This is a genomic window from Jannaschia sp. W003 (assembly GCF_025144335.1).
Lineage (GTDB): Bacteria > Pseudomonadota > Alphaproteobacteria > Rhodobacterales > Rhodobacteraceae > Jannaschia.
In genome coordinates this window covers 856,160-882,272 of sequence record NZ_CP083539.1, presented here as the reverse complement: position 1 = coordinate 882,272, position 26,113 = coordinate 856,160, and the positions used below count along the sequence as shown (strand labels likewise).

Genomic DNA, 26,113 nt, shown 5'->3' with positions numbered 1-26,113 from the left:
GGCGGCGTCCTCGCGCATGGGGCTGCCTCTACGTGCGCGAAACGGCGCCCGCAGGGAAGCGCCGCGCCACCTCAGGGCATCCGCCCCTCCAGCCACGCCGTGCCGAGCCGAGCCGTGCGGGCGGCGAAGTCGGGGGCGAGCGCCTGCGGCTCGGGGGCCTCCATGTGCGTCCCGATCCAGGCGAGCAGCGCCATGCGGCGCAGCATCGTCATGGTGCCGATCTCCCGCTCGTCGCGGGCACCCAAGGGGCGCACGGTGCGGTAGCCGCGCAGCCAGGCGGCGCGCAGGGCGGGCACGCGGGGGTCGTCCTCCATGAACGAGATCGCGGCGGCGAAGTCGTACATCAGCCAGCCGAAGCCGCAGTCGTCGAAGTCGATCAGCCGTGTCGTCGTGCCGTCCACCAGGAGGTTCGCGAGGCGCATGTCGGCGTGGACGAGGGTGAAGCGGTCCGGCGCCGTGCCGTAGGCCGCGAGGCGCGCCCGCACCTCGGCCTCCACGCGCTCCAGCACGGGGCGGAGCGCGGGCGTCACGCCGGGCGCGCGGCGCCAGTCGCCCCAGATGGCGCGGGGGCCGAACACGGCGTCCACGTCCCAGCGCAGGCGCTCGAACGGCTCGGGGCGGCGCCACTCCAGCGCGTGGGCGTGGAGGCGGGCGGCGGTGGCGCCGAGGGTCTCGAAGCCGGGCACGAGGTCGCCGCGCTCGTCCGGGTGAGCGCCGGGGAGGTGGCGGAACAGCACGGCGCGGCGCCGGATCCCGGGCACGGCCGCCTCCTGCACCGCCCGCCCGTCGCGGCCCGGCACCCACTCGGGCACCGGGGCGCCGCTCGCACGCAGGGCGTCGACCCAGAGCAGTTCGGACTCGATGGCGCGGCGCGTGTGGTAGCCCGGGCGGTGGACGCGCAGGATCAGCGGCGCGCCGCCCGGCGGGTCGAGGCGGAAGGTGGCGTTCTCGGAGAGGTTTATCAGTCGCGCCGGGGTGCCCGCGGGCAGGTCCCACCACGTCGGCGCCGCGCGGGCGAGGCGCAGCAGCGGGTCGCCCACGCCGTCCACGCCTAGCCGTCCGCGAGCGTCCAGCGCCGCACGAGGCCGCCGCCGGGACGCGGATCGAAGCGCAGCACCGGGCCGTCCGCCGTGCCCACGGGGCGCACGTCGAGGAGGGCGGCCTCGCCCTCGGGGCCTTCGACGCGGGCGGGGGCGTGAGCGTCGAGGGCCACGGTGAGGTCGAGCAGGGCGTCGGGGTCGAGCTGCAGGCCGTCGGCGAGGCGGACGACGTGGGTGGCCGCGGACGGGTCCGCGCGGTCGCCCCCCTCCACCGCGAGCACCGGCGCGGGCACGGGCGCGGGGCGTCCGGCGAGCGCGGCGATGGCCGCGGCGAGGTGCGCGGCGCGGTGGGCCTGCCACGCGTGGCGGGCGGCGCGGGCCGTGGCCTCGGCCGCCGCGTCGTGGTCCAGCAGCAAGCGCGAAAGCGCGAAGCGCAGCTCCGCCCCCTCCCCCCGGAACGCCGCGAGGTCCGCATCAGCGTCCTCGCCCGCGACCAAGGGGCAGCCGCAGGCGGCGGCGCGCAGCAGGACGCGCATGCCCAGCGCCGCGTCCACGCCCGGAGCGAGCACGGCGGCGGGCGAGCGGGCGAGCAACGCCTCGATCCGCCGCGCGTCGCGGTCCCACGCGGCGGGGGTGGTGAGGGGAACGGGGCGCAGTGCGAAGGGGCGGAGCGCGGCGGGCTCGGCGCCGAACACGACGCCCGGCGCGTCGGCCACGGCGCGCGGGTCGGCGGGAGCGTGGAGGCGGGCGAAGCACGCCGGCTCGGGCGCGAGCACGGCGTCCGCGAACGCGTCGGCGGCGGTGGCATCCGTGACGATCACGCCGGCGCAGCGCTCGGCGAGGGCGCGGTGCCACCGCGCCGCCTCGGCCCCGCCGCGGTGCAAGAGGATCGCCGGCACGCCCGCGCGCTCCGCCGCCGCCACCACCGTCCCGGCGGGCGCGTCGTGGAGCATGCCGGGCCACGCGCCGTCCGGGTCGGCCACCTCGGTCTCCACCAGCACCGCGTCCACGAGGCCGCCGAGCGCTGCGGCGAGGTCGTCGGGGCCCAGGGCCAGCACCGGCATCTCGGTGCGCAGGAGGTCGTGGAGGTCGCCGCCGCCGAGGAGCCCGAGGCGCACCGGGCACCACGGGCGGCGCCCCGTGCGGGGCATGCCGAGGGGCGCCACGGACGCGAGCGGAGAGCCGGCGTCGGGCGAGGGAACGGGTTGGATCGCCATGGCGGTGGCTGTATCACGCGCCTCGCGGCGAGGGCCACCGCCAACCCGCCGCCGCCCCCACGGGCGCATCCGGGCCGAGGAGACGCCGCTTGACCGACACCCACCGACAGGACGCTGCGACCAGCGACGCCTACGCGGCCAGCGAGGCCGACCCGGGGCACGCGCTGCTGATCGCCCGGCTCGCCGAGGCGCGCGCCGAGGCGCGGTGCCTGCGCGACGCCGCCGACACCGTGCCCGGGACCGCCGCGGCTTCGGCGCCGCCCCACTCCGAGGCCGCGACCGCGGTCATCTCCGAGGACTGGAGCCTCGCGATCGAGGAGGAGCTGGCCGAGGCCCTGCGCGCCCGGGACGCCGCACAGGCCGACCTGGAGGCGCTGCTGCGCAGCCGCACGTGGCGCACGGGCGAGGCGGTGCGCGCGCTCACCGTCGGCCCGCTGCAGGGGATGCTGGGCCTGCGCGGGAAGCTCCGCGCCCTGCGGGGGGGGCGGCCGGGGTGACTGACGCCGCCACGCCGCCCCGCGTGCTGCTGGTCTCGGCGGCGCTGTCGCTCGGACCGGGCGGCATGGAGAAGACGGCCGTGAACCTCGCCAACCACGTCACCCGCTCGGGCGGCGCGGCGGCGCTGATGTTCCGCCACCGCCCCGACGGAAAGATCGCCTACCCGGTGGACCCCGGCGTCACGCTCCTGCCCATCGACATGAGCCCCCGCGAGGCCGCGCGCACGGTCGAGCGCTTCCGCCCCGACGTGGTGATCGAGTTCATGACCGGCTACTGGTTCGCGCCCGTCACCACCGCGGTGGCCGCGACCGGCGTGCCGATCATCGCCCACGAGGGCTCGAACCCCGGGCGCATCCTGTCGACCATGTGGGCCGAGCCCAAGCTCATCGCGCCCGAGGAGGCCGCGCTGGAGCGCGCCGCCCTGTTCGCCCAGTGCGCCCGCGTGCGCTTCGTGCTCGAGGCCTACCGCGAGAGCGTGCCCGAGGCGCTGCGCCCCGCCACGGTGGCCTTCCCCAACGCCTTCCCGCCCGCCGACCCGTCGGACGTGGCGCTGCGCGGCACGGAGCCGCGGCGGGTGTTCCTGAACGTCGGGGGCCTGAAGGCGGTGAAGAACGGCCTCGCCGCGGTGCAGGCCTTCGCGCGCGTGGCCTCCGATCTGCCCAACTGGGACTTCCACATGTTCTCGGGCAGCCACGGCTCCGAGGTGCACCGCGAGATCGCCGCCTTCGTGGAGGCGGCGGGCCTTGGCGAGCGCGTGCGCCTGTTCCCGCCCACCGACCGGATCGGCCGCGAGTACGGGCGCTCCGACATCCACCTGATCGCGTCCAAGCAGGAGGGGCTGCCGAACTGCGTGGCCGAGGCCATGCGCCACGCCCTGCCCTCGATCGGCTTCGCGTCCTGCCCCGGCACCAACGCGCTGATCGTGGACGACCGCAACGGGCTGCTCGTCCCCGACTCGGGCGACGACGCCGCCGACCTCGCGGCCGCGATGCTGCGGGCGGCGCGCGACGACGCGGCCCGCGCGCGCTGGGGGGCTGCGGCGCTGGAGGAGAGCGCGATGTTCGACCCGGCGGGCGTGTTCCGCCGCTGGGACGCGGTGATCGCCGCCGCGCGCGCCGACGTGGCCACGCCCGAGGCGCGGCTCGCGCAGCGCTTCGGCACCGGCGCCGAGGCCCGCGCGGTGCGCGCCGTGCAGCGGCTGGCCTTCGGGGCCCGCCCGCTGGACGCCGCCGAGACCCCCGGCACCGAGATCACGGTCGTCGTCCCCGAGGCCCGCCGCGCCGAGGCCGAGGCGCTGCGCCCGCGCCTCCTGCCCGGGCAGCGCGTGGTGCTGGCAGGCGCGGGCGACGGCGCGCTCGCCCTGCCCCCCGGCGCCGACGCCGCGGGCACGCCGCCCGCCGCGCTGGACGCGCTCGAAGGCGACTGGCTCCTCCTTGCCGCGCCCGGCCCCCTGCCCGACCCCGCCTTACTGGACCGCGCCGCGCGCGCCGCCGCCGAGGCCGGCGCCGAGATCGCCACCGGCTTCCCGCCGGGCGACCCGGCCGAGACCCTCACGCATCTGGGCCGCGACCGCTCCTGGTTCGCGGAGCGCACCCTCGCGGGGCGGCTGGTCTCCTTGCGCTTCCTGCGGCAGACCCTCGCGCGCATGCCCGAGGGCACCGCGCGGCTGGAGGACGTGCTGGCCACCGCGGTGGCCGCCTCGGCGGAGCGGGTGCACCTCGACCCCGCGCTCGCGCCAGCCGTCAGCAGCCCCGCGCCGCCGTCGGTGGAGCGCCTCGCCCTTGCCCGGCGCCTCGCCCGCGCAGCGTTCCGCGGCAACGGCCTTCACCCCGAAGCCGGCGCCTTCGCGCTGCATCTGCTGGAGCGCAGCGCGCTGCCGCTCCTGCGCCGCGCCACGCGCCCCGGCGCAGCATTGGACCCGGCGCTGCTGGAGGCGGTGCGCGCCGCCTCCGAGGATGCGGGCGCCCACCTGCGGATGCTGCCCGACCACCACCCCGGCCTCAAGCTCGCCTGCTTCGCCCTGCGCGAGGGCTACGCGATCTGGCTGCGGCCCCTCGGGGCGGGCGTGCGCTGCGAGGGTTTCGACCCCTCGCTCCTGTGGCGCGGCGCGGCCGAGCGGCGCCGGATCGAGGCGCTGGCCGAGCGCCTGCGCGCCCCCGGCACCGCCCGCACCGCGGCCTGAGGGCGGCGGCGGGCCCGGTTGCCGTCGCCCCCGCCAGCAGCTAGCTGCGGGGCGCCCCCTCCCACCGAAGGCTGCCCGTCCCGTGTCCACACCCTCCCGCTCCTCGCTTCCCCGGCACTGGCTCGTCACCGGCGGCTGCGGCTTCATCGGCTCCAGCCTCGTCGCCCGCCTGCGCCGCGAGGCGCCCGAGGCGCGCATCCGCGTGCTCGACGACCTGTCCGTGGGCACGCCCGGCGCGCTCGGCCTCTCGGACGGCGACGTGAGGGATGCGCCGGGCGATTGGGAGGACGCGGTGGAGATCGTGCGCGGCGACATCCGCGACGCGGACGCCTGCCGCGCCGCGGCCCGGGGCGCGGACGCCATCGTGCATCTCGCGGCCAACACCGGCGTGGCGCCCTCGGTCGCGGACCCGCGCACCGACTGCATCACCAACGTGGTGGGCACGCTCAACATGCTCGAGGCCGCGCGCGCCGCCGGCGACGGGATCCGCTTCGTGATGGCGTCCTCGGGCGCGCCCGTGGGCGAGGTCGAGCCGCCGATCCACGAGGAGCTGGCCGCGAAGCCCGTCTCGCCCTACGGCGCGAGCAAGCTGGCGGGCGAGGGCTACTGCTCGGCCTACGCGCGCACCTTCGGGGTGGGCACGGTCGCCCTGCGCTTCGGCAACGTCTACGGGCCGAACTCGGGCCACAAGTCGAGCGCCGTGGCGCGGTTCTGCGACGCGATCGTGCGGGGCGAGGGCATCGAGATCTACGGCGCCGGCACCCAGACCCGCGACTTCATCTACATCGACGACCTGACGGACGCCATCATGGCCGGCACCGCCGTGGACGGGGCCGCGGGCGAAATCTTCCAGATCGCCACCGCGCGCGAGACCACCGTGAACGAGATCGTGGACAAGCTGGTGGCCATGGCCGAGGCCCGCGGCCTCGCCGTCCCGCCCGTGGAGCGCGCCGCGCCCCGCCTCGGCGACGTGGCCCGCAACTTCTCGGACACGCGGAAGGCGCGCGAGCGGCTGGGCTGGCAGGCGCAGACGACGCTCGACGAGGGGCTGGCGCGGACCTTGGACTGGTTCGTGGCACGGGGGGCTTAGGGCGCAGGGGGCTCTGCCCCCGGCCCTTCGGGCCGCCCCCGAGGTATTTTTGAAACGAAGACGGAGAGACCCGCCACGCCCCGGCCCTGAGCCGGGGCCTCGGCCAACCGCTTGCGCTGCCACTGCGGAGCGAAGCGCCCGGTTGCCCCCGGAGGCCCCGGATCGAGTCCGGGGCGTGGCGGGAGGGGCCCACCGATCCCCCCGTCTTCGTTTCAATAATACCTCGGGGGCGGCCCGCAGGGCCGGGGGCGGAGCCCCCCCAAACGAAAGAGGGCCGCGCCTCGCGGCACGGCCCCCATGTCAGCGCCCCATGGCCCCTACCACTTCACGCCGCGGAAGATGCGGTCGTGGTCGATGGCGTCCCGGTGCTCCATCACCGCGCGCATCAGGCGGTCGATCACGGCATCGGTCAGCAGGTTCGGCTCGAGCCCCAGCTCCATGAGGCCGGTGTGGGTGGGGTTGTAGTAGTGCTCCTCCATCTCCTTGCGGGGATTGGGCAGCGATTTCACCTCGACGTCCAGTCCGAGGCGCTCGCCCGAGGCGCGCACGATCTCGGCCAGCTGGTTGACCGAGAACGTCTCGGTGAACTGGTTGAAGATGCGCAGCTCGCCCTTGGGCGCCGGGCTCTCGATGGCCAGCCGGATGCACTGGAGGGTGTCGCGGATGTTGAGGTAGCCGCGCGTCTGCCCGCCCTTGCCGTAGACCGTGAGCGGGTAGCCCGCCACGGCCTGCACCACGAAGCGGTTCAGCACGGTGCCGAAGATCTCGTCGTAGTTCAGGAACGGGTAGAGGTCGGGGTGCCCCTCGTTCTCGTCGGTCTCCAGCCCGTAGACCGGGCCCTGCATCAGGTCGGTGACCGTCAGGCCCCACATGCGCACGTAGAACCACAGCAGGTCCGTATCGAGCACCTTGGTGGTGTGGTAGAGGCTGCCGGCGGCGCGCGGGAACAGGAACTTGCCAGTGCGGCCCTTGTGCTCGATCTCGAGGAAGCCCTCCTCGATGTCGATGTTGGGCGTGCCGTACTCGCCCATGGTGCCGAGCTTGACGAGGTGCGCGTCCGGAACGTGGGCCTTCATGGCCTGGATCACGTTGAACGTGGCCATGAGGTTGTTCTGGAACGTCACCGTGGCGGTGTGACGGTCCTTCATGGAGTAGGGCGCCGAGGGCTGCTCGGCGTAGTGCACCACGGCCTCGGGCTGGAACTCGGCGAACAGCGCGTCGATGAACGCCCAGTCGCACAGGTCGCCAATCCGCACCGCGACCTCGTGGCCCGACACCTCGGCCCAGCGGCGGGCGCGCTGATGGAGGTTGGGCGGCTCGAACAGCGCCTCGCTGTCCTGCTCGCGGCACAGGCGCCGGCGCAGGTAGTTGTCGCAGACCGCGACCTCGTGGCCGTGGACCGACAGGTTCATGGCGGTGGGCCAGCCGAGATAGCCGTCGCCGCCCAGGATCAGAACGCGCATGGGGGTCTCCTCAGGTCGCGGATGCGTGCAGGCGGGCGAGCGTGTCGGCCGGCAGCACGTCCTCCTGCATCAGGAAGTCGCGGATCTCCTCGCCGGTCATCTTCTCGGCGTGCTCGGAGTGGTAGATGCGGTCGGTGGGCTCGAGGTTCAGATCGGCGAACCGCGCGGTCACCTCGTCCGCCTCGAAGGGGGCCAGCGCGGGCAGCACCACGAGGTACTCGTCGCCCTCAAAGATGCGGCGCGACTCCTCCTCGGTGGACAGCTCCTCGTAGAGCTTCTCGCCCGGACGCGAGCCGGTGACGCGCACCTCGATGCTCGCGGGGTCGTGGCCGTAGAGCGGGGCCAAGACCGCGATCATCTCGTGGGCCAGGTCGATGATCCGCAGCGCCGGCATCTTGGTGATGAACACCTCGCCGCCGTGGGCGTAGCGGATCGAGTCGATCACGAGCCGCGCGGCGTGGCCTTGGGTCATCACGAAGCGGGTCATGCGCTCGTCGGTGACGGTGACGGGGCCGCCCCTGGCGATCTGGGCGGCGAAGAGCGGGATCACGGATCCGGACGTGCCGGCCACGTTGCCGAAGCGCGTCGAGGCGAAGACGGGCCGGTCGTTGCCGCGCCCGCCCATGGAGGCGGCGGCGGTGAACAGGCGCTCGCCCATCAGCTTCGAGGTGCCCATGACGTTGGTGGGGTTCACCGCCTTGTCGGTGGAGGTGAAGAGCACCCGCCGCACGCCCGCGCGGTCCGCGGCGCGGATCACCGAGCCGCTGCCCGCGATGTTCACGTCGAGGGCCGAGAAGGGCGAGCGCTCGCACAGCGGCACGTGCTTGAGGGCCGCCATGTGGAACACGTGGTCCATGTCCGAGAAGCACCGCTCCAGCTCGGTCTCGGAGCGCACGTCGCAGGTGAAGAACTCGATGTTCGGCACGCCGCGGTACTGCTCCTCGAGGTCGAAGAGCTGCGCCTCGCTGTTGTCGAGCACCCGCAGGTGGCCCACGCCGACCTCCTGGAAGTGGCGGATCACCGCCTTGCCGACCGAGCCCGCGCCGCCGGTGATGGCGACCTTGCGGTCCGAGAAATCGATGCCGTCCGTCATGCGCCTACGCCCTAGCTTGCCCCGTCGCACCCGCCCGTCGCGATGCGCGCCCCCCGTATCGCGCGGGTCGGGGTGTCGCAAGCGACGCGCCGCCAGCCCCCCCGAGTGTAGCGCACGGGTCGCGGAGAGCCGCCGCCACGGGGATCTAGCCGCCGCGGAACGGGTTCCTGCCGGCCATGACCTGCAGCACGAACGAGCCCGAGGCGGTGATCAGCAGGAAGCCGTGGAACGCCTCGGCCCCGGTCATGAACCGCAGGTGCCCGTTCGGCACCAAGTCGCCCCGCCCCAGCGTCGTGAGGTTCACGAGGCTGAAGTAGAAGTAGTCCATGAACGCGGGCGCCTCGCCCTCCTGCCCGGACACCGTGAGCGTGCCGATCCCCAGCCCGTGCGCCGCGTGCCAGAAGGCGCCGGCGTAGATCAGCGCCTCGAGGCTGTGGGCCACCGCGATCAGGCCCACCGCGAGCATCAGCGCCGCGCCCGTGGCCCGCCCCGGCCGGATCGCCCCCGCCGCGAGGCGCAGCGCGCCGTAATGCAGGGCGGTGCAGAGGCCGATCAGGAGGGCGGAGTAGAGGATGGCGAGGATCACGCGCGGCGCCTCCGTCGGGGGAACGGGCGGAAGCCTAGCGCGCCGGCCCGCCCCGCCCAGGCCCTAGCCGCGCATCCGCGCGTGGTCCGGGTCGTAGGGCGAGGGCGCGATCACCTCCGCCGCCACCGCCTCGCCCAGCACGTCCACGGTCGCCCGCATGCCCGGCTCGGCCATCGCCGGGTCCACGAAGGCGAGCGCCAGGTTCGTCCCCGTGCGGTGCCCCCGGGCGGCCGACGTGACGGTGCCGACGATGCGCCCCCCGTCCCGCACCGAGGCGCCGCCGTGGGCGGGCGCGTGGTCGCAGTCGAGGCGCAGTGTCACGAGGCGCCGCCGCGGCCCCTCCGCCTGCCGCCGCTCCAGCGCTTCGCGGCCCACGAAAACGCGGTCCATGCGCACGAAGCGGTCCAGCCCGGTCTCGAAGGGGTCGAACTCGGTCAGCAGGTCCGCCTTCCAGTGGAGGAACCCCTTCTCGATCCGCATGGATTCCACCGCGCGGGCGCCGAAGAGGCGCAGCCCATGCGCTTCGCCCGCCCGGCGCAGCGCCAGCCAGGCGGCGTGGAGGCTCTCGTTGGGGACGTGGACCTCGTAGGCCAGCTCGCCCGAGAAGCTGACCGCCATCACGGTGGCCGGCGCGATGCCCACGTGCGCCTCGCGCACCGAGAGCCACGGGAACGCCTCGCGCGACCAGTCGCCGCGCGCCGCCCCGGACAGCACCGCGCGCGCCTTCGGGCCCGCGACGAGCAGGATGGTGTGCGTCTCCGTCAGCGAGCGGATGCCCACGTCCTCGCCAGGCCGCCGGTGCGCTTCCAGCCAGTCGCGGTCGTGGCGCGCCGAGGCGGCGGCCGAGCCGTACCAGACCCGCGCCGGGCCGCGGTCCGAGGCGGGCAGGTTCGCCAAGGTGGCCTCGCACTTCACCATGCCATGGTGGTTCAGGAGGTAGGCCAGCCCCAGCCGCCCCTCGCGCTTCGGCACCGCGCCGCAGCACATCCGCTCGAGGAACCCGCGCACGTCCCTGCCGGTCAGCTCCAGCCGGTTGAAGCCCGAGACCTCGGTGATGCCCACGCCCGAGGCCACGGCCGCCACCTCCTCGCCCACCAAGCGCTCCACGTCGTCGAAGCGGAAGCCGAGCGTCGCCTCGGCGCCGCCGCCGTGATCCACCCGCTCCCAGGCGTCGACGGTGGCGAAGTGCGCGCCCTCGGCGGCCAGCACCGGCGTCAGAGGCGTGGTGCGCACGGGGCGCCCGGCGGGGCGGTGCTCGTGAGGGAAGTGGAAGCGGAACTCGTTGCGGTAGTCCTCGACCGCCTTGAAGGCGGTCAGCTCCACCGTGGCCCAGGGGCCGAAGCGGCGGGGGTCGACGACCCAAGTGTCGTACTCGGCCTCGCCATGGACGATCTGCTGTGCCAGCAGCCAGCCGTGGCCGCCGCCCTCGCCCAAGCCCGCTCGAAGGCCCACGATGCAGAAGGCGTTGCGCAGACCCGGGATCGGCCCCACTAGGGGCGCGCCGTCGATGGTGTAGGTGATCGGCCCGTTCACCACCTCGCGGATGCCGGTCTCCATCAGCGCGGGCATCCGCGCGAACGCCCCCTCCAGCACGTCCGTGACGCGGTCGAGGTCGTCAGGGCAGAGCGCGTTCGTGAAGTGCGGGTCGATCCCGTCCATGCCCCAGGTGCGGCAGTCCTGCTCGTAGAAGCCCAGCAGGAGCCCGCCCTTCTCCTGGCGGCAGTAGTAGTCCGAGATCGGGCAGCGCAGCAGCGGCATCCGGTGGCCGGCATTGGCGATGGCCGGGATGTCCTCGGTCAGGAAGTACTGGTGCTCCATCGAGGCGACGGGGTGCCGCGCCCCCATCATCGCGCCCACCTCGTTGCAGCGGTAGCCGCCCGCGTTCACCACGATCTCGGCACGCACGTCGCCCTTCGCGGTGTGCACGGTCCACGTATGGTCCGGATGCTGCATCAGCCCCGTCACCGGCGTGTGCCGGTTCACCTCGGCCCCCGCCAGCCGCGCCCGCCGGGCCAGCGCCTGGCAGAGCTGGGCGGGGTCGATGTGGCCGTCGGACGGGTCCCACAGCCCGCCGAGCAGGTTGTCTGCGGAGATCAGCGGGTGGCGCCGGGCGCACTCGGCCGCGTCGATCACCTCGAAGTCGACGCCCATGCCGGCGGCCACGGACGCGAAGTGGCGGTAGCCGTCCATCTGCGCCTCGGTGTTCGCCAGCCGGATGCCGCCGTCGCCGTGGTTGTAGCCGACGGGATAGTCGGGATCGTCGCGCAGCTCCCGGTAGAGAGCGATGGAATGGCTCTTCAGCCCCACCATCGTCTGGTTCATCCCGAAGTTCGTGACCTGCGCCGCCGAGTGCCAGGTGGTTCCCGAGGTCAGCTCGTCGCGCTCCAGCAGCATGACGTCGCTCCAGCCCTCGCGCGTCAGATGGTAGAGCGTCGAGCATCCCGCGATGCCGCCGCCGATCACGACGACCCGTGCCTGATCCCGCATGTCCGCGTCCCCTTTTCGCGCACCACGCACGGGCGGGCCGGGGGCGTCAATGGCGCGCGCGGCTTGCGCGGGGAGGCGATCCGGCGTTCCGTCGCGCGGAGGGAGATCGGCATGAGCGAAGGCACGACGTCCACGGGGCGCATCCGGCGCTCGGGCCGCACCGACCGCATGGCGCGCCGCGCCGCCGGCCCCACGGTCGACCCCTGCCCGCCGGGCGCGCCGGGCGGCCGCTACCGGCCCCTCCGCAGCATGGAGGTGGAGCGCATCGTCGCCGCCGCGCTGGAGCTTCTGGCGACCCTGGGCATGGGCGAGGCCCCGGACCGCCTGCGCGCCGACCTCCTGCGGGCGGGCGCCCGGGAGGCGGGCGACCGCGTGCTCCTGCCCGAGGCGCTGGTGCGCGAGGCCATCGCCGCCGCGCCCCGCCGCATCGCGCTCCACGGCCGCGCCCCGGGCCGCGACGTGGTGCTGGGGGGCGACGCCGTCCATTTCGGCACCGGCGGCGCGGCGGTGCAGGCGCTCGACCTCGACACCGGCCTCTACCGCCCGTCCACCTTGCGCGACCTCCGGGACTTCACCCGCCTCCAGGACGCCCTGCCGCACATCTCGTGGTTCACGCGCTGCTGCATCGCCACCGACCTCGAAGGCCCCTGGGCCTTGGACGCCCACACCGCCCACGCGCTCCTGCGCCACACCACCAAGCCCGTCGCCACCGCCTTCACGCTTGAAGAGCACGTCGCCCCCATCGCGGCCGCCCTCGACATCGCGGCGGGCGGCGACTTCGCGGCGCGCCCCTTCCTCAAGGCCCACGTGTCGCCGGTGATCTCGCCCATGCGCTACGGCGAGGACGCGGTGGACGTGGTCTACGCGTGCATCCGGCACGGCATCCCGCTGTCCTGCATCACCGCCGCCCAGTCCGGCGCCACCGCGCCCGCCACGCTCGCGGGCTTCCTCGTGCAGTCGCTGGCCGAGACGCTGGCGAGCCTCGCGATGGTCCACGCGATCCGCCCCGGCTTCCCGATGGTGTTCTCGAACTGGCCCCTCGTGATCGACCTGCGCTCGGGCGCCTTCGCGGGCGGCGGCGGCGAGATCGCGGTGCTGAACGCGGCCTCGGCGCAGATCTCGAACGCCCTCGGCCTCGTGTCGGGCGTGGCCGCCTCGATGACCGACGCCAAGGCCGTGGACGCGCAGGCCGGCGCCGAGAAGGCGCTCACCGCCCTCGCCGCCGGCCTCGCGGGCGGGAACCTCGTCTACGAGAGCGCGGGCATGACCGCCTCGCTGCTGGGCGCCAGCTTCGAGGCCTTCGTGCTCGACGACGACATGCTGGCGGGCGTCCTGCGCGTGCTGCGCGGCATCGAGGTCACCGACGCCACGCTAGACCTCGCTCCGATCCGCGCCGCCGTCCTGGGCGAGGGCCACTTCCTCGGCGCCCCCGAGACGCTGGCGGCGATGGAGCGGGACTACCACTACCCCGCCCTCGCCGACCGCGACGCGCCCTCCGCCTGGGCCGAGGCGGGCGCCCCCGACGCCTGGAGCCGCGCCAAGGCCCGCGCCCGGCACCTCCTCGCGACCCACCACCCCGAGGGGCTGACGCCCGCGCAGGACCGGGCGGTGCGCGCCGCCCTCGCCATCCCATGACGCCGCCGCCCCGCGCCCTACCTCCCGGCCCATGCTGCGCGCCCTCCTCCTCGCCCTCCTCCCTCTCGCCGCCGAGGCCGACGCCATGGACCTGACCCCCCGCTGGGAGTTCGTCGCCGACACCGTGATGGGCGGCGTCTCCACCGGCGCCATCGCGGAAGGGGTCGTCGAGGGCCGCGACGCCGTGCGCCTGCGCGGCGAGGTCTCGCTCGAGAACGACGGCGGCTTCGTGCAGGTCGCCACCGATCTGGACCCGGTCGGCCCGGAGTGGACCGGCGTCGCCTTCGAAACCTTGGGCAACGGCGAGACCTACGAGGTGCGCCTGCGCACCGACGCCCTCCGCCGCCCCTGGCAGAGCTTCCGCGCCCCGTTCCGCGCGCCCGCCGCGTGGGCGACGGTCCGCGTGCCCTTCGCCGCGCTGGAGCCCCACCGCACCGACGCCCGCTTCGACCCGGCCGAACTCCGCCGCCTCGGCATCGTCGCCGTGGGCCGCGCCTTCGCCGCCGACGTGGCCGTCTCGAACTTGCGCCTCTACCGTTAGCGTTGCGTCAATGCCGTTCCCGCCCTCGCCCCGGGGCAGGGCGCCGCGGGGGTTGAGCGGATCGCCCTCCCCGGCCTAGGCTCCGCGCAGATGCGCCCGCGCAGACGGGTCGCACCGCAAGGGAGGAGACATCGTGAGACTTTCGATCACCGCGGCCTTGGCCGCGTCCGCCGCGTTCGCGCCCGCCATCGCCGCCGCGCAGACCGAGATCCAGTTCTGGCACGCCTTCACCGGCCGCCTCGGCGAGCTGGTCGCCGCCCAGGTCGAGGACTTCAACGCCTCCCAGGAGGACTACCAGGTCGCCGCCACCCACAAGGGCAACTACTCCGAGACCCTCAACGCCGGCATCGCCGCCTTCCGCGCCGGCGAGCAGCCCCACATCCTCATGGTGTTCGAGGTCGGGACGGCCACGATGATGGGCGCCGCCGGCGCCATCAAACCCGTGGGCGAGGTGATGGAGGCCGCCGACGTGGAGTTCGACCCGGACGCCTACATCGGCGCCGTGAAGGGCTACTACACCACGCCCGAGGGCGAGATGCTGTCGCTGCCCTTCAACTCCTCCACGCCCGTCCTGTGGGTGAACCGCGACCTCTTCGCCGAGGCCGGCCTCGACCCCGACATGGACCTCTCGACCTGGAGCCAGGTGGGCGAGGCGCTGGACGCCCTCAAGGAGGCGGGCGTCGCGTGCCCGATGACCACCGCCTGGCAGTCCTGGATCCACCTCGAGAACTTCTCGGCCTACCACGACGTGCCCTTCGCCTCGCAGGAGAACGGCTTCGCAGGCACCGACACCGAGCTGATGCTCAACGGCGAGGCACAGGTCGCCCACATCGAGCGCATGGGCCAGTGGGCCGAGGACGGCAAGTTCGTCTACGCGGGGCGCCGCAACGAGGGCGGCGCCAACTTCCGCTCCGGCGAATGCGCGCTCTTCACCGAGTCGTCCGCGGGCTACGCGGGCATCGAGGCCGAGGCCCAGTTCGACTTCGACGTGCGGCCCCTGCCCTACGACGACGCCGTGACCGACGAGCCGGTCAACACCATCATCGGGGGCGCCTCGCTGTGGGTCATGGAAGGGCACGAGCCCGAGGACTACCAGGGCGTGGCCGAGTTCCTGGCCTACCTGTCCTCGACCCCGGTGCAGGCCCAGTGGCACCAGGACACCGGCTACCTGCCGATCACCGCGGCCGCGGGCGACGCCACCCGCGAGGCGGGCTTCTACGACGAGAACCCCGGCACCGACATCGCGGTCACGCAGATGACCCGCGTGGAGCCGACGGCCAACTCGAAGGGCCTGCGGCTGGGCTCGTTCGACCAGATCCGCACGATCATCGACGAGGAGCTGGAGGGCGTCTGGGCCGGCGACAAGACGGCCCGGGAGGCGCTGGACAGCGCCAAGGAGCGCGGCGACCAGCTGCTGCGCCGCTTCGAGCAGGCCTCGCGGTGAGCAACGAGGGAGGGGGGCGCCTAGCCCCCCTCGCCCCCCAGGCGGCGCATCATCCGCCCCATGTGATCCTGCGCGCCGTAGAACACGCCGACGATCCGGATCGTCCGGGTGCCCTCGTCAGCGACGAACCAGAACACCGCGCGTCCACGCGTCACGTGCCGAAGGTTGGAAACGATCTCGTCGTGCGCCGTGCCGATGCCGGGCATGTCGGCGAGGGACTCGGCGGCGGCCTCGATCCGTCGCACTCGTCCCGCCGCAAGCTCGTAGGCGGTCTGGGCGTCGTTCTCGAAGACGCGATGCTGGGAGTCGAAAAGATGCCGGAAGATGTCGCGAAGGTCCTCTTCCGCGACCGTCTCGAACTCAACCGTCCACGCCAAGACGCCGTGCCTCCTCGCTCAGCATGGCCTCGACGCGCGAGCGGAACTCGTCGGCCGGCAGGAACGTACCCTCCGCGCGCCGGCGCATCATCGCGACGAACTCCGCCTTCCATTCGGCATATTCCTCGTCCTCCCGCCGCTTGGTCTCCAGCGCCTGCTGGATCACAGCGGAGGTCGACGGGAACCGCCCCTCCTCCACCTGCCTGCGGGCATAGTCGGCCTGCTGGTCGGTCAGCGAGATCGAGAGCTTGACGGTCATGGCGAGACTCCTTTCCCCCAAGGTGCGACCCGGTCGCACCGCCGTCAAGGCGCGTTGACATGGAGAAGCGCGTCACCTTCCGCGGCTGGCTCCTGCCGCTCCTGCTGATCGCCCCGCAGGTGGTCGTATCGGCGGTGTTCTTCTTCTACCCGGCGGGCCAGGCCGTCTGGCAGTCGCTGTTCATCCCCGACCCGTTCGGCCTGTCGATGCAATGGGTAGGTCTCGGCAACTTCGAGTACTTGCTGGGCGATCCCTTCTACCGCGCCTCGTTCGTGACCACGGCCGTGTTCTCCACGCTGGTCACCCTCGTCTCGATGGTGCCCGCGCTGCTGCTCGCGGTGCTGGCCGACCGGCTCATCAAGGGTGCGGGCACCTACCGCACGCTCCTGATCTGGCCCTACGCGGTCGCTCCCGCCGTGGCGGGCGTGCTGTGGCTGTTCATGTTCAACACCCGCGTGGGCGTGGTCTCTTGGTACCTCGGCAAGCTCGGCTACGACTGGAACCACGTGCTGAACGGCCCCGAGGCGATGGGCCTCGTGGTGGTCGCCTCGGCCTGGGGGCGCATCTCCTACAACTTCCTGTTCTTCTTCGCCGCCCTGCAGGCCGTCCCGAAGTCGGTGATCGAGGCCGCCGCCATCGACGGCGCGCGCTTCTGGCGGCGGTTCTGGACGATCGTCCTGCCGCTCCTGTCGCCCACCACCTTCTTCCTGCTGGTCGTCAACGTGGTCTACAGCTTCTTCGAGACCTTCGGCGTGATCCACACCATCACCGCCGGCGGCCCCCAGCAGTCCACCACGATCCTGGTCTACAAGGTCTTCGCCGACGGCTTCGTGGGCCAGGACCTCGGCAGCTCGGCCGCCCAGTCCGTGATCCTGCTAGTCGTCGTGGGCCTGCTCACCGTGATCCAGTTCAAGGTGATCGAGCGGAGGGTCCACTATTGACCGACGCCGCCAAGGTCGCCCCCATCGCCGTCCCGAAGGCCCCGCCCCCCGGCATGGTGGAGCGGCGCGGCGCCTCGCTGTGGCTCACCCACGCCTTCCTGATCCTCGGCATCCTCGTGGTGTTCTTCCCGATCTGGCTGGCCTTCGTCGGCTCCACCGTCACCCAGGAGGAGATCGTCCGCCCGCCCATGCCGCTGCTTCCGGGGGGCCAGTTCTGGACCAACTACAAGGCGGCCCTCTTCTCGGGCATCAACGTCCCCGTGGCCACGATGCTCTTCAACAGCCTCGTGATGGCGGTGGGCATCGCGGTGGGCAAGATCGCCATCTCGCTGCTGTCGGCCTTCGCGATCGTCTACTTCCGCTTCCCGGGCCGGTCGGTGTTCTTCTGGCTGATCTTCCTCACCCTCATGCTGCCCGTCGAGGTGCGGATCGTGCCCACCTACGAGGTGGTCGCCGGCTTCGGGATGCTCAACAGCTACTCCGGCCTGATCCTGCCCCTCATCGCCTCGGCCACGGCGACCTTCCTGTTCCGCCAGTTCTTCCTGACCATCCCCGACGAGCTGGCCGAGGCCGCCCGTGTCGACGGGGCGCGGCCCATGCGCTTCTTCTGGGACATCGTCCTGCCAATGAGCCGCACCAACGTCGCCGCCCTCTTCGTGATCCTGTTCATCTACGGCTGGAACCAGTACCTCTGGCCGCTCCTCATCACGACCGACCCCGAGATGAACACCATCGTGATGGGCCTGAAGCAGATGTTCCCGAGCGGAGACGACTTCGCCCACTGGCCTACGATCCTGGCGACCTCGATCCTGGCCATGATCCCCCCCGTGGTGGTGGTGATCTCCATGCAGAAACTCTTCATCCGCGGCCTCGTGGACAGCGAGAAATAGATGGCGACCGTAGAACTCGACGACGTGAAGAAGCGCTTCGGGCGCACCGAGGTGATCCACGGGGTCACGGCCCACATCGAGGACGGCGAGTTCATCGTCATCGTCGGCCCCTCGGGCTGCGGCAAGTCCACGCTCCTGCGCATGGTGGCGGGGCTCGAGAGCGTCTCCGAGGGCGAGGTCCGCATCGGCGGCCGCCGCGTGAACGAGGCCGAGCCCATGGACCGCGACATCGCCATGGTGTTCCAGAACTACGCCCTCTACCCGCACATGAGCGTGCGCGAGAACATGGGCTATGGCCTGCGCATCAAGGGCGAGCCGAAGACCGAGATCGCCCGCAAGGTCGGCGAGGCCGCCAGCCTCCTCCAGCTTGAGCCCTACCTCGACCGCCGCCCGCGCGACCTCTCGGGCGGCCAGCGCCAGCGGGTCGCCATGGGCCGCGCCATCGTGCGCGAGCCGAGCGTGTTCCTGTTCGACGAGCCGCTCTCGAACCTCGACGCCAAGCTGCGCGTGCAGATGCGCCTCGAGATCCGCGACCTGCAGGCCCGCCTCGGCATCACCGCGCTCTACGTGACCCACGACCAGGTCGAGGCCATGACCATGGCCGACCGCATGATCGTGATGAACGCGGGCCGCGCCGAGCAGATCGGCACGCCGCTGGCCGTCTACGAGCGCCCCGAGTCCCTCTTCGCCGCCCAGTTCATCGGCTCGCCGTCGATGAACGTCGTGGACGCGCGGGCCGAGGGCGGCGCCGTGCGCCTGGGCGACGTGGCCCTCGGCGACGCCCGCGGCGCATCCGGCCCCGTGGCCTTGGGCATCCGCCCCGAGCACGCCCATGCCGACCCCGCCGGCCCCCTCGCCCTCACCGTCCGCCTAGCCGAGCCCCTCGGCGCCAACACCCTGCTGCACGGCAAGCTGGAGGCCACGGGCGACGACTTCACCCTCAGCCTGCCGGGCGTCCACCGCTCCGAGCCCGGCGAGCGCGTCCCCTACGCCGTGCCGCCCGAGGCCCTGCACCTCTTCGACCCGAGCACGGGCCGCCGCATCGGCTGATGTCCCCACTCGACACGCCCCGGGCATGACCCGGGGCCTCCGCCCACCACGGGCGCTTCCGCTGCGGAGCATTGCACTAGCGGCAACCAGAGGACCCGGATCAGGTCCGGGGCGTCTCTGTCTTCAACAACAACCCCAACGCCCCCACCGTCAGCGCCACGCCCGCCAGCATCGCCACCGGCGGCGCCGGCTCGCCCAGCGCCACCGACCACACCGCCACCCAGGCCGGCACCAGGAACGTGTAGGCCATCACCTTCGCGCTCGGCAGCCGCAGCGAGGCGTACTGCAGGAGCGTGAACGTCGCCGCCGAGGCGAAGACGCCCGTGTAGCCGATCGCCACCCACACCACGCCGGGCAGCGCCCCCCAGTCGGTCCGCAGGATCGCCGGAAGCCCGACGAGCGAGATCAGCGCCGTGCCCGCCACCAGCGTGCCGAAGGTGAACACCGCCGCCCGCTCGCCCCGGTTCAGGCGCCGCACCATCGGCGTGTAGAGCGCGTGTGCCGCGCAGCCCCAGAAGTAGACCCACTCGCCCCGCCCGACCTCGAAGCGGCGGAGCGCGGCCACGTCGGCGTCGAAGATCACCCAGAGCGCCCCCGCCGCGCCGAGCGCCAGCGCCAGCGCGATGCGCGGCGTGGTGCGCTGGCGCAGGAGCAGCCAGCCGAAGCCCGCCGCCATGGGCGGCGTCAGCGTGAAGACCGCCGCCGCGCTCACCGGGGCGGCCGTCTTCAGCCCCTCGAACATCAGTACGAAGTAAAGACCGAACACGCCCCCCAGCAGCGCGTAGCGCCACGGCGCCGCCCACGCGGCCCGCGGCGCGCCCCCGGTGGCCCAGACCCCGGCGCCCACGATGAGGGACGCCAGGGCGAAGCGCGCCGCGTTGAGGGCCGTGGGCGCGATGTGGTCGGCGGCGGCGGCGCCCAGCGGGAAGCTCCCCGCCACCAGCGCCGAGAACAGGAGCATCGCCCCGTGCCCCCGCAGCGCCTCGGACCGCGCCGCGGCGGGCGCGGCCCCGCTCACCCCGTCGGCCAGCGCGCCGCCCAGTCCTTCAGGTGCTGCGAGATCTGCTGCACCTTTGCGGTGCGGTGCAGGTCCACGTGGGTCACGAGCCAGATCTGGCTCTCCCACTCGGGGCGCGGCGCGAACACCTCCTCCACGTCGTCCCGCCCCGCCTGGGACCAGGTGGTCGAGAAGCCGATGCCGATGCCCGCGCGCAGGGCCGCCTGCGCGGTGGTGAGCTGGTTCACCCGGTAGGCAACGTTGCGCGCCGGCACGTGGTCGGCCATCCAGCGGAAGAACGGCGCGCGCGGCAACTCCTCGGCCGATCCGATGAAGCGGTGGTCGCCGAGGTCGTCGAGCGACTCGGGCCGCCCGTGCCGGGCGATGTAGCCCTTGGACGCATAGAGCCCGACCCGCTGGACATAGAGCTTCTGCACCACGTTGTCGGGCTGTTCGGGCGGGGCGCCGGCGCGGATCGCGAGGTGCGCCTCGCCGTACTCCAGCCGGAACAGGCGCGGGTCGGTCAGGAAGCGGATCGTGACCTCCGGGTGCGCCTCCTGGAAGGCGGCGAGCGCGGGGGCCAGCAGCGGCGCCAGGAGGTCGAGCGAGGTGATCACCAGCTCGCCCGTCACCGTGTCGCCGCGCCCGCGGATGCGGCTGGCGAGCTGCGAGAGCTGCTCGTCGGTGCGCTGGGCCACGGCCAGGAGGTCGCGCCCCGCCTCGGTGGGCGTGTAGCCCCGCGCGTGGCGCTGGAACAGCTTGGCGCCGAGCTTGCCCTCCAGGCTGTCGATGTGGCGGATCACCGTGGCATGGTGCACGCCCAGCGCCCCCGCCGCGCCGGACACCGTGCCCAGCCGCGCCACCTGGAAGGCGGTCCGGACCTCGTCCCAGTCGTTGAAGGCCATGCGCGTCTCCCTCCGGGGTCCCCGGGCGGTTCTAGCGCCTCGCGCGCGCCGACTCCACCGCGGGCCGCCGCGCGCCCGCCACGGGCGTCCCGAAAGCGGCCCGCGCCCGCCACGGTGCCGCCCCGGCCCCCCTCCACGGAGGGCCGGACACGACGCGAAGGGCGAGAGAATGGGCTTCCTGCGGGACGAGAGCGGCGGCATCACCGTCGAATGGGTGCTGGCCACCGGGCTGGCGATGGGTCTCACCCTCGGGGCGACCGCGATCATCGGATCGGGCGCCGGAACCAGCGCGACCGACATCGGCACCGGCATGGCCCGCGCCTCGGACCGCTGACCGGCGGTTCCGCGCGCCTGCGCACATGTTCTCGGCAGCAATCGCTGTTCCCCCGCAAGGACGCACAGCCTACCTAGCCTCCGAACCAATCGGAGGCTCCCCATGACCACGCTTCGCATCGACAGCTCGGCCCGCCACGACGGCTCCGTCACCCGCCAGATCCTCGACCGCGTCGAGGCGCGCATCGGCGCCGCCGACGTGCGCCGCGACCTCGCCGAGACGCCCCTGCCCCAGGTCACCGGCACCTGGACGGCGGCGAACTTCACGCCGAAGGACCAGCGCACCCCCGAGCAGCACGAGGCCCTGCGGCAGTCCGACGCCCTGATCGCCGAGCTGCGCGCCGCCGACACGATCCTGATCGGCGCACCGGTCTACAACTTCGCCGTCGCCGCCTCGCTGAAGGCCTGGATCGACCTCGTGGCCCGCGCCGGCGAGACGTTCCGCTACACCGAGAACGGCCCCGAGGGCCTGCTCGGCGACAAGCGCGTGATCGTGGCCGTCGCCTCGGGCGGCACGCCCGTGGGCTCGGACTACGATTTCCTGTCGGGCTACCTGCGCTTCATCCTGGGCTTCATGGGGATCCGCGACGTGACCTTCGTGGACGCCGCGGGCGGCGCCGTGAACCCCGACGCGGCCTTCGAGAAGGCCGACCGCGAGATCGAGGCCCTGGCCGCCTGAGGCCGGCCACGGGTGCGGCGGCAGGCTTCCGCCGCACCCGCGAAATCCTCGCCGCGGTGCGGAACGACCCCGCCCCCCGCCGGCGTTGACCGGGTGCCCATCCACCCCCGAGGACGCCCCACCATGACCCCCTTCGCGCAGATCGCCACCCGCCAGCAGGCCCGCCTCCTGGCCGCCGCCTGGCTCCCCGCCGCCGCGATGGCCGAGGCCGCCGCCCGCGCCGCCGCCACGCTCTCGTGGCAGGTGAACGCCGCCTTCGCCCGCCGCTCCGACGCCTGGGGCCCCGCCCGCCTCGCAGCCCCCGCCACGGACGCTGCCGAGCACGGCATGGAGGCCGCCGCGGACACGTTCGAGACCGCAGCCGCCACCGTCGAGACCGCCGCCGACGCCGTCTCCACCCTCGCCACCCCCGAGAGCGTCGGCACCGAGGACGACGCCCGCGCCGTCTTGCGCGACGTGGGCGGCACGATGACCGCCGCCGACGAGATCGTCACCGGCGCGCTCACCCCCGATGCGGGCAGCAAGGCCCGCGACGTGACCGCCCAGATCGAGGCCGCCACCGGCTCCGAGCCCAAGTCGCTCGACGCCATGGTCCCGCCGAAGAACCCCAAGCCCGCGAAGTGACCCGTGCGGGGGGCGCGCCCGCCGCGCCCCCCCTTGACCCCGCGGCCCCGGGCGCGTACCTCCGCGCCCGTCCCGGAAGCCCCGCCTTCCGGTCCCACTCGGGATCGCCCTCCGCCAGCGCGTTGCGCCCGCGGGGGCGCTCGCGCATTGGCCCGCCGCGGGCCGCAACGGAGGGTAGGCCCATGTTCGAGAGCCTGAGCGACCGCCTCGGCGGCGTGTTCGACCGCCTCACCCGCCAGGGCGCCCTGACCGAGGACGACGTGCGCACCGCCATGCGCGAGGTCCGCGTGGCCCTCCTGGAGGCCGACGTCTCGCTGCCCGTCGCCCGCGACTTCGTGAAGCGCGTCACGCAGAAGGCCACGGGCGCCGCCGTCACCAAGTCGATCACGCCCGGCCAGCAGGTCGTGAAGATCGTCCACGACGAGCTCCGCCGCGTCCTCGAAGGCGAGGAGCCGGCGGGCGAGCTGAAGATCGACAACCCCCCGGCGCCGGTCCTGATGGTCGGCCTCCAGGGCGGCGGCAAGACCACCACCACCGCCAAGATCGCCCGCCGCCTCAAGGACCGCGAGGGCAAGAAGGTCCTCATGGCCTCGCTCGACGTGAACCGCCCCGCGGCCATGGAGCAGCTCGCCATCCTGGGCACCCAGATCGGCGTGGACACCCTGCCCATCGTGGCCGGCCAGCGGCCCGTGGACATCGCGAAGCGGGCCAAGCAGCAGGCGGCCCTGGGCGGATACGACGTCTACTTCCTCGACACCGCCGGCCGGCTCCAGATCGACCAGGTGCTGATGGACGAGGTCCAGCAGGTGCGCGACGCCGTCTCCCCGCGCGAGACCCTGCTCGTGGTCGACGGCCTCACGGGCCAGGTCGCCGTCGAGGTGGCCGAGGAATTTGACGCCAAGGTCGGCGTCACCGGCGTGGTGCTCACCCGCATGGACGGCGACGGCCGCGGCGGCGCAGCCCTGTCGATGCGCGCCGTGACCGGCAAGCCGATCCGCTTCGTGGGCCTCGGCGAGAAGCTCGACGCCCTGGAGACCTTCGACGCCGGCCGCATCGCGGGCCGCATCCTCGGCATGGGCGACATCGTCTCCCTCGTGGAGAAGGCCCAGGAGACGGCCGACATGGAGGCCCAGGAGCGCATGATGCGGCGCTTCCAGAAGGGTCTGTTCAACATGAACGACCTGAAGGGCCAGCTTCAGCAGATGGAGAAGATGGGCGGCATGGAGAGCATGATGTCCATGATGCCCGGCATGGGAAAGGCCGCGAAGGCCATGGCCGGCGCCGGCATCGACGACCGCCTCCTGAAGCGCCAGATCGCGCTTATCGACTCCATGACCCGCAAGGAGCGCGCCAACCCCGCGATCCTCCAGGCCAGCCGCAAGAAGCGCATCGCGCGCGGCGCGGGGCTCGAGGTGGCGGAGCTGAACAACCTGCTGAAGATGCACCGCCAGATGGCCGACATGATGAAGAAGCTCGGCAAGGGCGGGATGCTCAAGAAGGCCATGGCGATGATGTCCGGCAAGGGCGGCGGCATGCCCGACCCCTCGCAGATGGACCCCGCCGCGATGGAGGCCGCCTCGCGCCAGCTCGGCGCCATGAAGGGCGGGATCCCCGGTCTCGGCGGTGGCGGCCTGCCCCCCGGCCTCTCGGGCTTCGGCCGCAAGAAGTGACCGGCACGGCGGTCCATATCCCGACGCTCGCCACCGCGCGTCTCGTCCTGCGTGCCCACCGGCTCGCGGACTTCGACGCCTATGTCGAGACGCTGGCCTCGGAGCGCGCGCGCTGGATGGACCGCCTCGACCGCCGCGACGCGTGGTTCGCCTTCGCCAACGATGTGGCCGGCTGGCAGCTCCACGGCTACGGCGGGCTGGCAGTCGACCTCTACGACGGCACCCACGTGGCCCTCTGCGGCATCCAGCGCCCCGCCCACTTCCCCGAGCCGGAGCTTGGCTGGATCCTTCACGCGGGCCACGAAGGCCGGGGCTACGCCACCGAGGCCGCCCGCGCCGTGCTGGACTGGGCGCGGGGGCGCGTCGCCTCGCTGGTCTCCTACGTGACGCCCGGCAACGACCGCTCCGCCGCGGTGGCCCGGCGCCTCGGCGCCCGCCTCGATGGCGCTGCCCCCCTCCCCGACGGCGAGACCCCCGCCGAGACCGTCGTCTTCCGCCACTGGGGGGCGCCCGCATGATCGCCCTCTCCGGCACGCCCACCCTGCGCACCGAGCGCCTCGTCCTGCGCGCCCCCGAGGCGGGCGACTGGCCCGCCTTCCGCCGCTTCCTCCTCTCGGACCGCGCCCGCTTCATCCGCACCGGCGAGATGACGCCCGCGCTCGCGTGGCGCGCCTTCGGCCACTTCGTGGGCCACTGGGTGCTGCGCGGCTTCGGCTCGTTCGTCTATCACCGCGCGGGCGACCCCGCGCCGCTCGGCGCCACCGGCCCGTGGTTCCCCGAGGGCTGGCCCGAGCGCGAGATCGGCTGGACCGTCTGGTCGCCTGAGGCCGAGGGCCGGGGCTACGCCTTCGAGGCCGCGCGCGCCGCCGTCGCCCACGCCTTCCGCGACCTCGGCTGGGACACCGCCGTCAGCTACGTCGACCCGGGGAACGCGCGCTCCGTCGCCCTGGCCGAGCGCCTCGGCGCCCGCCGCGACCCCGAGGCGCCCTCGTCCCCCGCCTTCGAGGGCGCCCTGGTGTTCCGCCATCCCCGCCCCGAGGAGGCCGCCTGATGCTGGGCCCCACCGACATCCGCGTGACCGGCCCCGCCGCCACGCGCGCCGCCGCGCTGGCGGCCTGCGTGCCGGTGCTGGATACGCCGCGCACCCGCCTGCGCGCGCCGCACCTCACGGATTTCGGGCCGCTCCACGAGATCATGGGCGGCGCTCGCGGCGCCTACGCGGGCGGCCCCTGCAAGCCCGCCGAGACCTGGGCCGACTTCGCCCGCGCTACCGCCACCTGGCTGCTGCGCGGCCACGGCATGTGGACCGTCGAGGAGCGGGACACGGGTCGCGTCGCCGGCTTCGTGATGATCTCGGTCGAGCCGGGCGACCTGGAGCACGAGCTGGGCTTCCTGTTCACCGAAGGAGGCGAGGGCCGCGGTCTGGCCGAGGAGGCCGCCGCCGCGGCGCGTCACCACGCCTGGTCCGTGCTTCGCCTGCCCTCGCTGGTCTCCTACGTGGCCGTCGGCAACGACCGCGCCGAGCGCCTCATGCACCGCATGGGCTCGGACCGCGACGGCCTGATGTGGGACGACACCGTCACCGTCTGGCGCCACCTTCCCCCGGAAGGGCACGACCCGGACCACGGCGAGGACGTGAGCTGATGCGGAACCGTGCCCCGAACCTCCTCTCACCTTGCCCGAAATACCTCGGGGGAGTCGCCGAAGGCGACGGGGGCAGAGCCCCCTCCCACGGCGCCCCCAGAGATGCACGGGGGGTGCACGGGGGGTGCACGCCCGGCACCCCCCCGAAATCCCCGTTCCGGAGGCCCCAGTGACCGACGTCGCCGCCCGTGCCGCGCAGCTCCTCGCCGAGCATCGCGCCTCGATCGACCGCCTCGACGCGGTGCTGGTCTACACCCTGGCCGAGCGCTTCGCGCGCACCCAGGCCGTGGGCCGGCTCAAGGCCCGGCACGACCTGCCGCCCTCCGATCCCGACCGCGAGGCGCGCCAGATCGAGCGCCTCGAGAGCCTCGCCCGAGAGGCCGGTCTCGACCCCGTCTTCGCCAAGAAGTTCCTCGCCTTCATCATCGAGGAAGTCATCCGCCACCACCGGCAACACCAGTCGTAAGA

General features: G+C 73.6%; 27 protein-coding genes. 17 read left to right on the top strand and 10 right to left on the bottom strand.

Translation table 11 applies throughout. The annotated features are described in order from the left end of the window. Positions 1-71: 71 nt before the first annotated feature. Positions 72-1,049: a phosphotransferase enzyme family protein gene (locus tag K3554_RS04210; protein ID WP_259943901.1), complete on the bottom strand. Its 978-nt coding sequence runs from the start codon at positions 1,047-1,049 to the stop codon at positions 72-74. A 2-nt stretch (positions 1,050-1,051) separates the two neighbouring features. Further along, on the bottom strand, positions 1,052-2,257 hold the full coding sequence (locus K3554_RS04205; RefSeq protein WP_259943899.1) for a hypothetical protein: 1,206 nt from the start codon (positions 2,255-2,257) through the stop codon (positions 1,052-1,054). An 89-nt stretch (positions 2,258-2,346) separates the two neighbouring features. Here K3554_RS04205 and K3554_RS04200 point away from each other — a divergent pair, with 89 nt between their 5' ends. The 3 genes from K3554_RS04200 (at position 2,347) to K3554_RS04190 (ending at position 6,027) form a co-directional block, all read left to right on the top strand. Continuing rightward, positions 2,347-2,754 (top strand): hypothetical protein, encoded by a 408-nt coding sequence (locus tag K3554_RS04200; RefSeq protein WP_259943896.1) that lies wholly within the window; start codon positions 2,347-2,349, stop codon positions 2,752-2,754. Continuing rightward, the gene (locus K3554_RS04195; RefSeq protein ID WP_259943893.1) at positions 2,751-4,937 is read left to right on the top strand and encodes a glycosyltransferase; all 2,187 of its coding nucleotides are present in this window, start codon (positions 2,751-2,753) and stop codon (positions 4,935-4,937) included. The genes K3554_RS04200 and K3554_RS04195 overlap by 4 nt, the downstream gene beginning before the upstream one ends. Positions 4,938-5,019: 82 nt before the next feature. After that, positions 5,020-6,027, top strand: coding sequence for an NAD-dependent epimerase/dehydratase family protein (locus K3554_RS04190; RefSeq protein WP_259943882.1), 1,008 nt, complete (start codon positions 5,020-5,022; stop codon positions 6,025-6,027). 317 nt (positions 6,028-6,344) lie between these two features. Here the strand turns inward: K3554_RS04190 and K3554_RS04185 are convergent, their stop codons facing one another. From K3554_RS04185 to K3554_RS04170, 4 genes are all read right to left on the bottom strand, one after another. Next, positions 6,345-7,490, bottom strand: coding sequence for an NAD-dependent epimerase/dehydratase family protein (locus K3554_RS04185; protein WP_259943880.1), 1,146 nt, complete (start codon positions 7,488-7,490; stop codon positions 6,345-6,347). A gap of 10 nt (positions 7,491-7,500) precedes the next feature. After that, the gene (locus K3554_RS04180) at positions 7,501-8,583 is read right to left on the bottom strand and encodes a polysaccharide biosynthesis protein (protein ID WP_259943868.1); all 1,083 of its coding nucleotides are present in this window, start codon (positions 8,581-8,583) and stop codon (positions 7,501-7,503) included. Positions 8,584-8,728: 145 nt separating this feature from the next. Continuing rightward, entirely contained in the window at positions 8,729-9,169 is a 441-nt protein-coding gene (locus tag K3554_RS04175; RefSeq protein WP_259943866.1) for a potassium channel family protein, read from the bottom strand. 63 nt (positions 9,170-9,232) lie between these two features. After that, positions 9,233-11,656, bottom strand: a complete 2,424-nt coding sequence (locus K3554_RS04170; protein ID WP_259943864.1) for an FAD-dependent oxidoreductase — start codon at positions 11,654-11,656, stop codon at positions 9,233-9,235. Between the two features lie 111 nt (positions 11,657-11,767). Between K3554_RS04170 and K3554_RS04165 the strand changes: the two genes are divergently transcribed. The 3 genes from K3554_RS04165 (at position 11,768) to ugpB (ending at position 15,276) form a co-directional block, all read left to right on the top strand. Next, positions 11,768-13,291 carry a trimethylamine methyltransferase family protein gene (locus K3554_RS04165; protein WP_259943863.1) on the top strand — a complete coding sequence of 508 codons (1,524 nt, stop codon included), beginning with the start codon at positions 11,768-11,770 and terminating at the stop codon, positions 13,289-13,291. 31 nt (positions 13,292-13,322) lie between these two features. After that, positions 13,323-13,832 (top strand): CIA30 family protein, encoded by a 510-nt coding sequence (locus tag K3554_RS04160; protein WP_259943862.1) that lies wholly within the window; start codon positions 13,323-13,325, stop codon positions 13,830-13,832. A gap of 133 nt (positions 13,833-13,965) precedes the next feature. Continuing rightward, positions 13,966-15,276 carry a sn-glycerol-3-phosphate ABC transporter substrate-binding protein UgpB gene (gene ugpB / locus K3554_RS04155; RefSeq protein ID WP_259943861.1) on the top strand — a complete coding sequence of 437 codons (1,311 nt, stop codon included), beginning with the start codon at positions 13,966-13,968 and terminating at the stop codon, positions 15,274-15,276. A gap of 20 nt (positions 15,277-15,296) precedes the next feature. On the opposite strand, the gene K3554_RS04150 is transcribed toward ugpB, so the two are convergent. Both K3554_RS04150 and K3554_RS04145 read right to left on the bottom strand, forming a co-directional pair. Continuing rightward, entirely contained in the window at positions 15,297-15,653 is a 357-nt protein-coding gene (locus K3554_RS04150; protein WP_259943860.1) for a type II toxin-antitoxin system RelE/ParE family toxin, read from the bottom strand. Further along, positions 15,637-15,912 carry a hypothetical protein gene (locus tag K3554_RS04145; protein ID WP_259943858.1) on the bottom strand — a complete coding sequence of 92 codons (276 nt, stop codon included), beginning with the start codon at positions 15,910-15,912 and terminating at the stop codon, positions 15,637-15,639. The genes K3554_RS04150 and K3554_RS04145 overlap by 17 nt, the downstream gene beginning before the upstream one ends. A gap of 59 nt (positions 15,913-15,971) precedes the next feature. Here K3554_RS04145 and ugpA point away from each other — a divergent pair, with 59 nt between their 5' ends. The 3 genes from ugpA to K3554_RS04130 are packed head-to-tail and all read left to right on the top strand — an operon-like array spanning position 15,972 to position 18,793. After that, positions 15,972-16,853, top strand: coding sequence for a sn-glycerol-3-phosphate ABC transporter permease UgpA (ugpA, locus tag K3554_RS04140; protein WP_259943856.1), 882 nt, complete (start codon positions 15,972-15,974; stop codon positions 16,851-16,853). A 53-nt stretch (positions 16,854-16,906) separates the two neighbouring features. Further along, positions 16,907-17,743, top strand: a complete 837-nt coding sequence (ugpE, locus tag K3554_RS04135) for a sn-glycerol-3-phosphate ABC transporter permease UgpE (protein WP_259945786.1) — start codon at positions 16,907-16,909, stop codon at positions 17,741-17,743. Then, positions 17,744-18,793, top strand: a complete 1,050-nt coding sequence (locus K3554_RS04130) for an ABC transporter ATP-binding protein (RefSeq protein ID WP_259943854.1) — start codon at positions 17,744-17,746, stop codon at positions 18,791-18,793. A 100-nt stretch (positions 18,794-18,893) separates the two neighbouring features. Here K3554_RS04130 and K3554_RS04125 read toward each other — a convergent pair whose 3' ends face one another. After that, entirely contained in the window at positions 18,894-19,754 is an 861-nt protein-coding gene (locus tag K3554_RS04125; protein WP_259945784.1) for a DMT family transporter, read from the bottom strand. 53 nt (positions 19,755-19,807) lie between these two features. Further along, complete coding sequence (locus tag K3554_RS04120; protein ID WP_259943852.1) at positions 19,808-20,695, bottom strand: LysR family transcriptional regulator; 888 nt, start codon at positions 20,693-20,695, stop codon at positions 19,808-19,810. A 169-nt stretch (positions 20,696-20,864) separates the two neighbouring features. Between K3554_RS04120 and K3554_RS04115 the strand changes: the two genes are divergently transcribed. The 8 genes from K3554_RS04115 (at position 20,865) to K3554_RS04080 (ending at position 26,111) form a co-directional block, all read left to right on the top strand. Further along, entirely contained in the window at positions 20,865-21,029 is a 165-nt protein-coding gene (locus tag K3554_RS04115; protein ID WP_259943850.1) for a hypothetical protein, read from the top strand. Between the two features lie 102 nt (positions 21,030-21,131). Beyond that, entirely contained in the window at positions 21,132-21,707 is a 576-nt protein-coding gene (locus tag K3554_RS04110; RefSeq protein WP_259943848.1) for an FMN-dependent NADH-azoreductase, read from the top strand. 123 nt (positions 21,708-21,830) lie between these two features. After that, positions 21,831-22,331 (top strand): hypothetical protein, encoded by a 501-nt coding sequence (locus K3554_RS04105; RefSeq protein WP_259943844.1) that lies wholly within the window; start codon positions 21,831-21,833, stop codon positions 22,329-22,331. 182 nt (positions 22,332-22,513) lie between these two features. Beyond that, positions 22,514-24,001, top strand: coding sequence for a signal recognition particle protein (gene ffh, locus K3554_RS04100; RefSeq protein ID WP_259943843.1), 1,488 nt, complete (start codon positions 22,514-22,516; stop codon positions 23,999-24,001). Beyond that, positions 23,998-24,519: a GNAT family N-acetyltransferase gene (locus K3554_RS04095; protein ID WP_259943842.1), complete on the top strand. Its 522-nt coding sequence runs from the start codon at positions 23,998-24,000 to the stop codon at positions 24,517-24,519. Before ffh ends, K3554_RS04095 begins: the two co-directional genes overlap by 4 nt. Beyond that, complete coding sequence (locus K3554_RS04090) at positions 24,516-25,052, top strand: GNAT family N-acetyltransferase (RefSeq protein ID WP_259943840.1); 537 nt, start codon at positions 24,516-24,518, stop codon at positions 25,050-25,052. Before K3554_RS04095 ends, K3554_RS04090 begins: the two co-directional genes overlap by 4 nt. Further along, complete coding sequence (locus tag K3554_RS04085; RefSeq protein WP_259943838.1) at positions 25,052-25,645, top strand: GNAT family N-acetyltransferase; 594 nt, start codon at positions 25,052-25,054, stop codon at positions 25,643-25,645. The genes K3554_RS04090 and K3554_RS04085 overlap by 1 nt, the downstream gene beginning before the upstream one ends. A 169-nt stretch (positions 25,646-25,814) precedes the next feature. Continuing rightward, positions 25,815-26,111 carry a chorismate mutase gene (locus K3554_RS04080; RefSeq protein WP_259943836.1) on the top strand — a complete coding sequence of 99 codons (297 nt, stop codon included), beginning with the start codon at positions 25,815-25,817 and terminating at the stop codon, positions 26,109-26,111. Positions 26,112-26,113 lie beyond the last annotated feature (2 nt).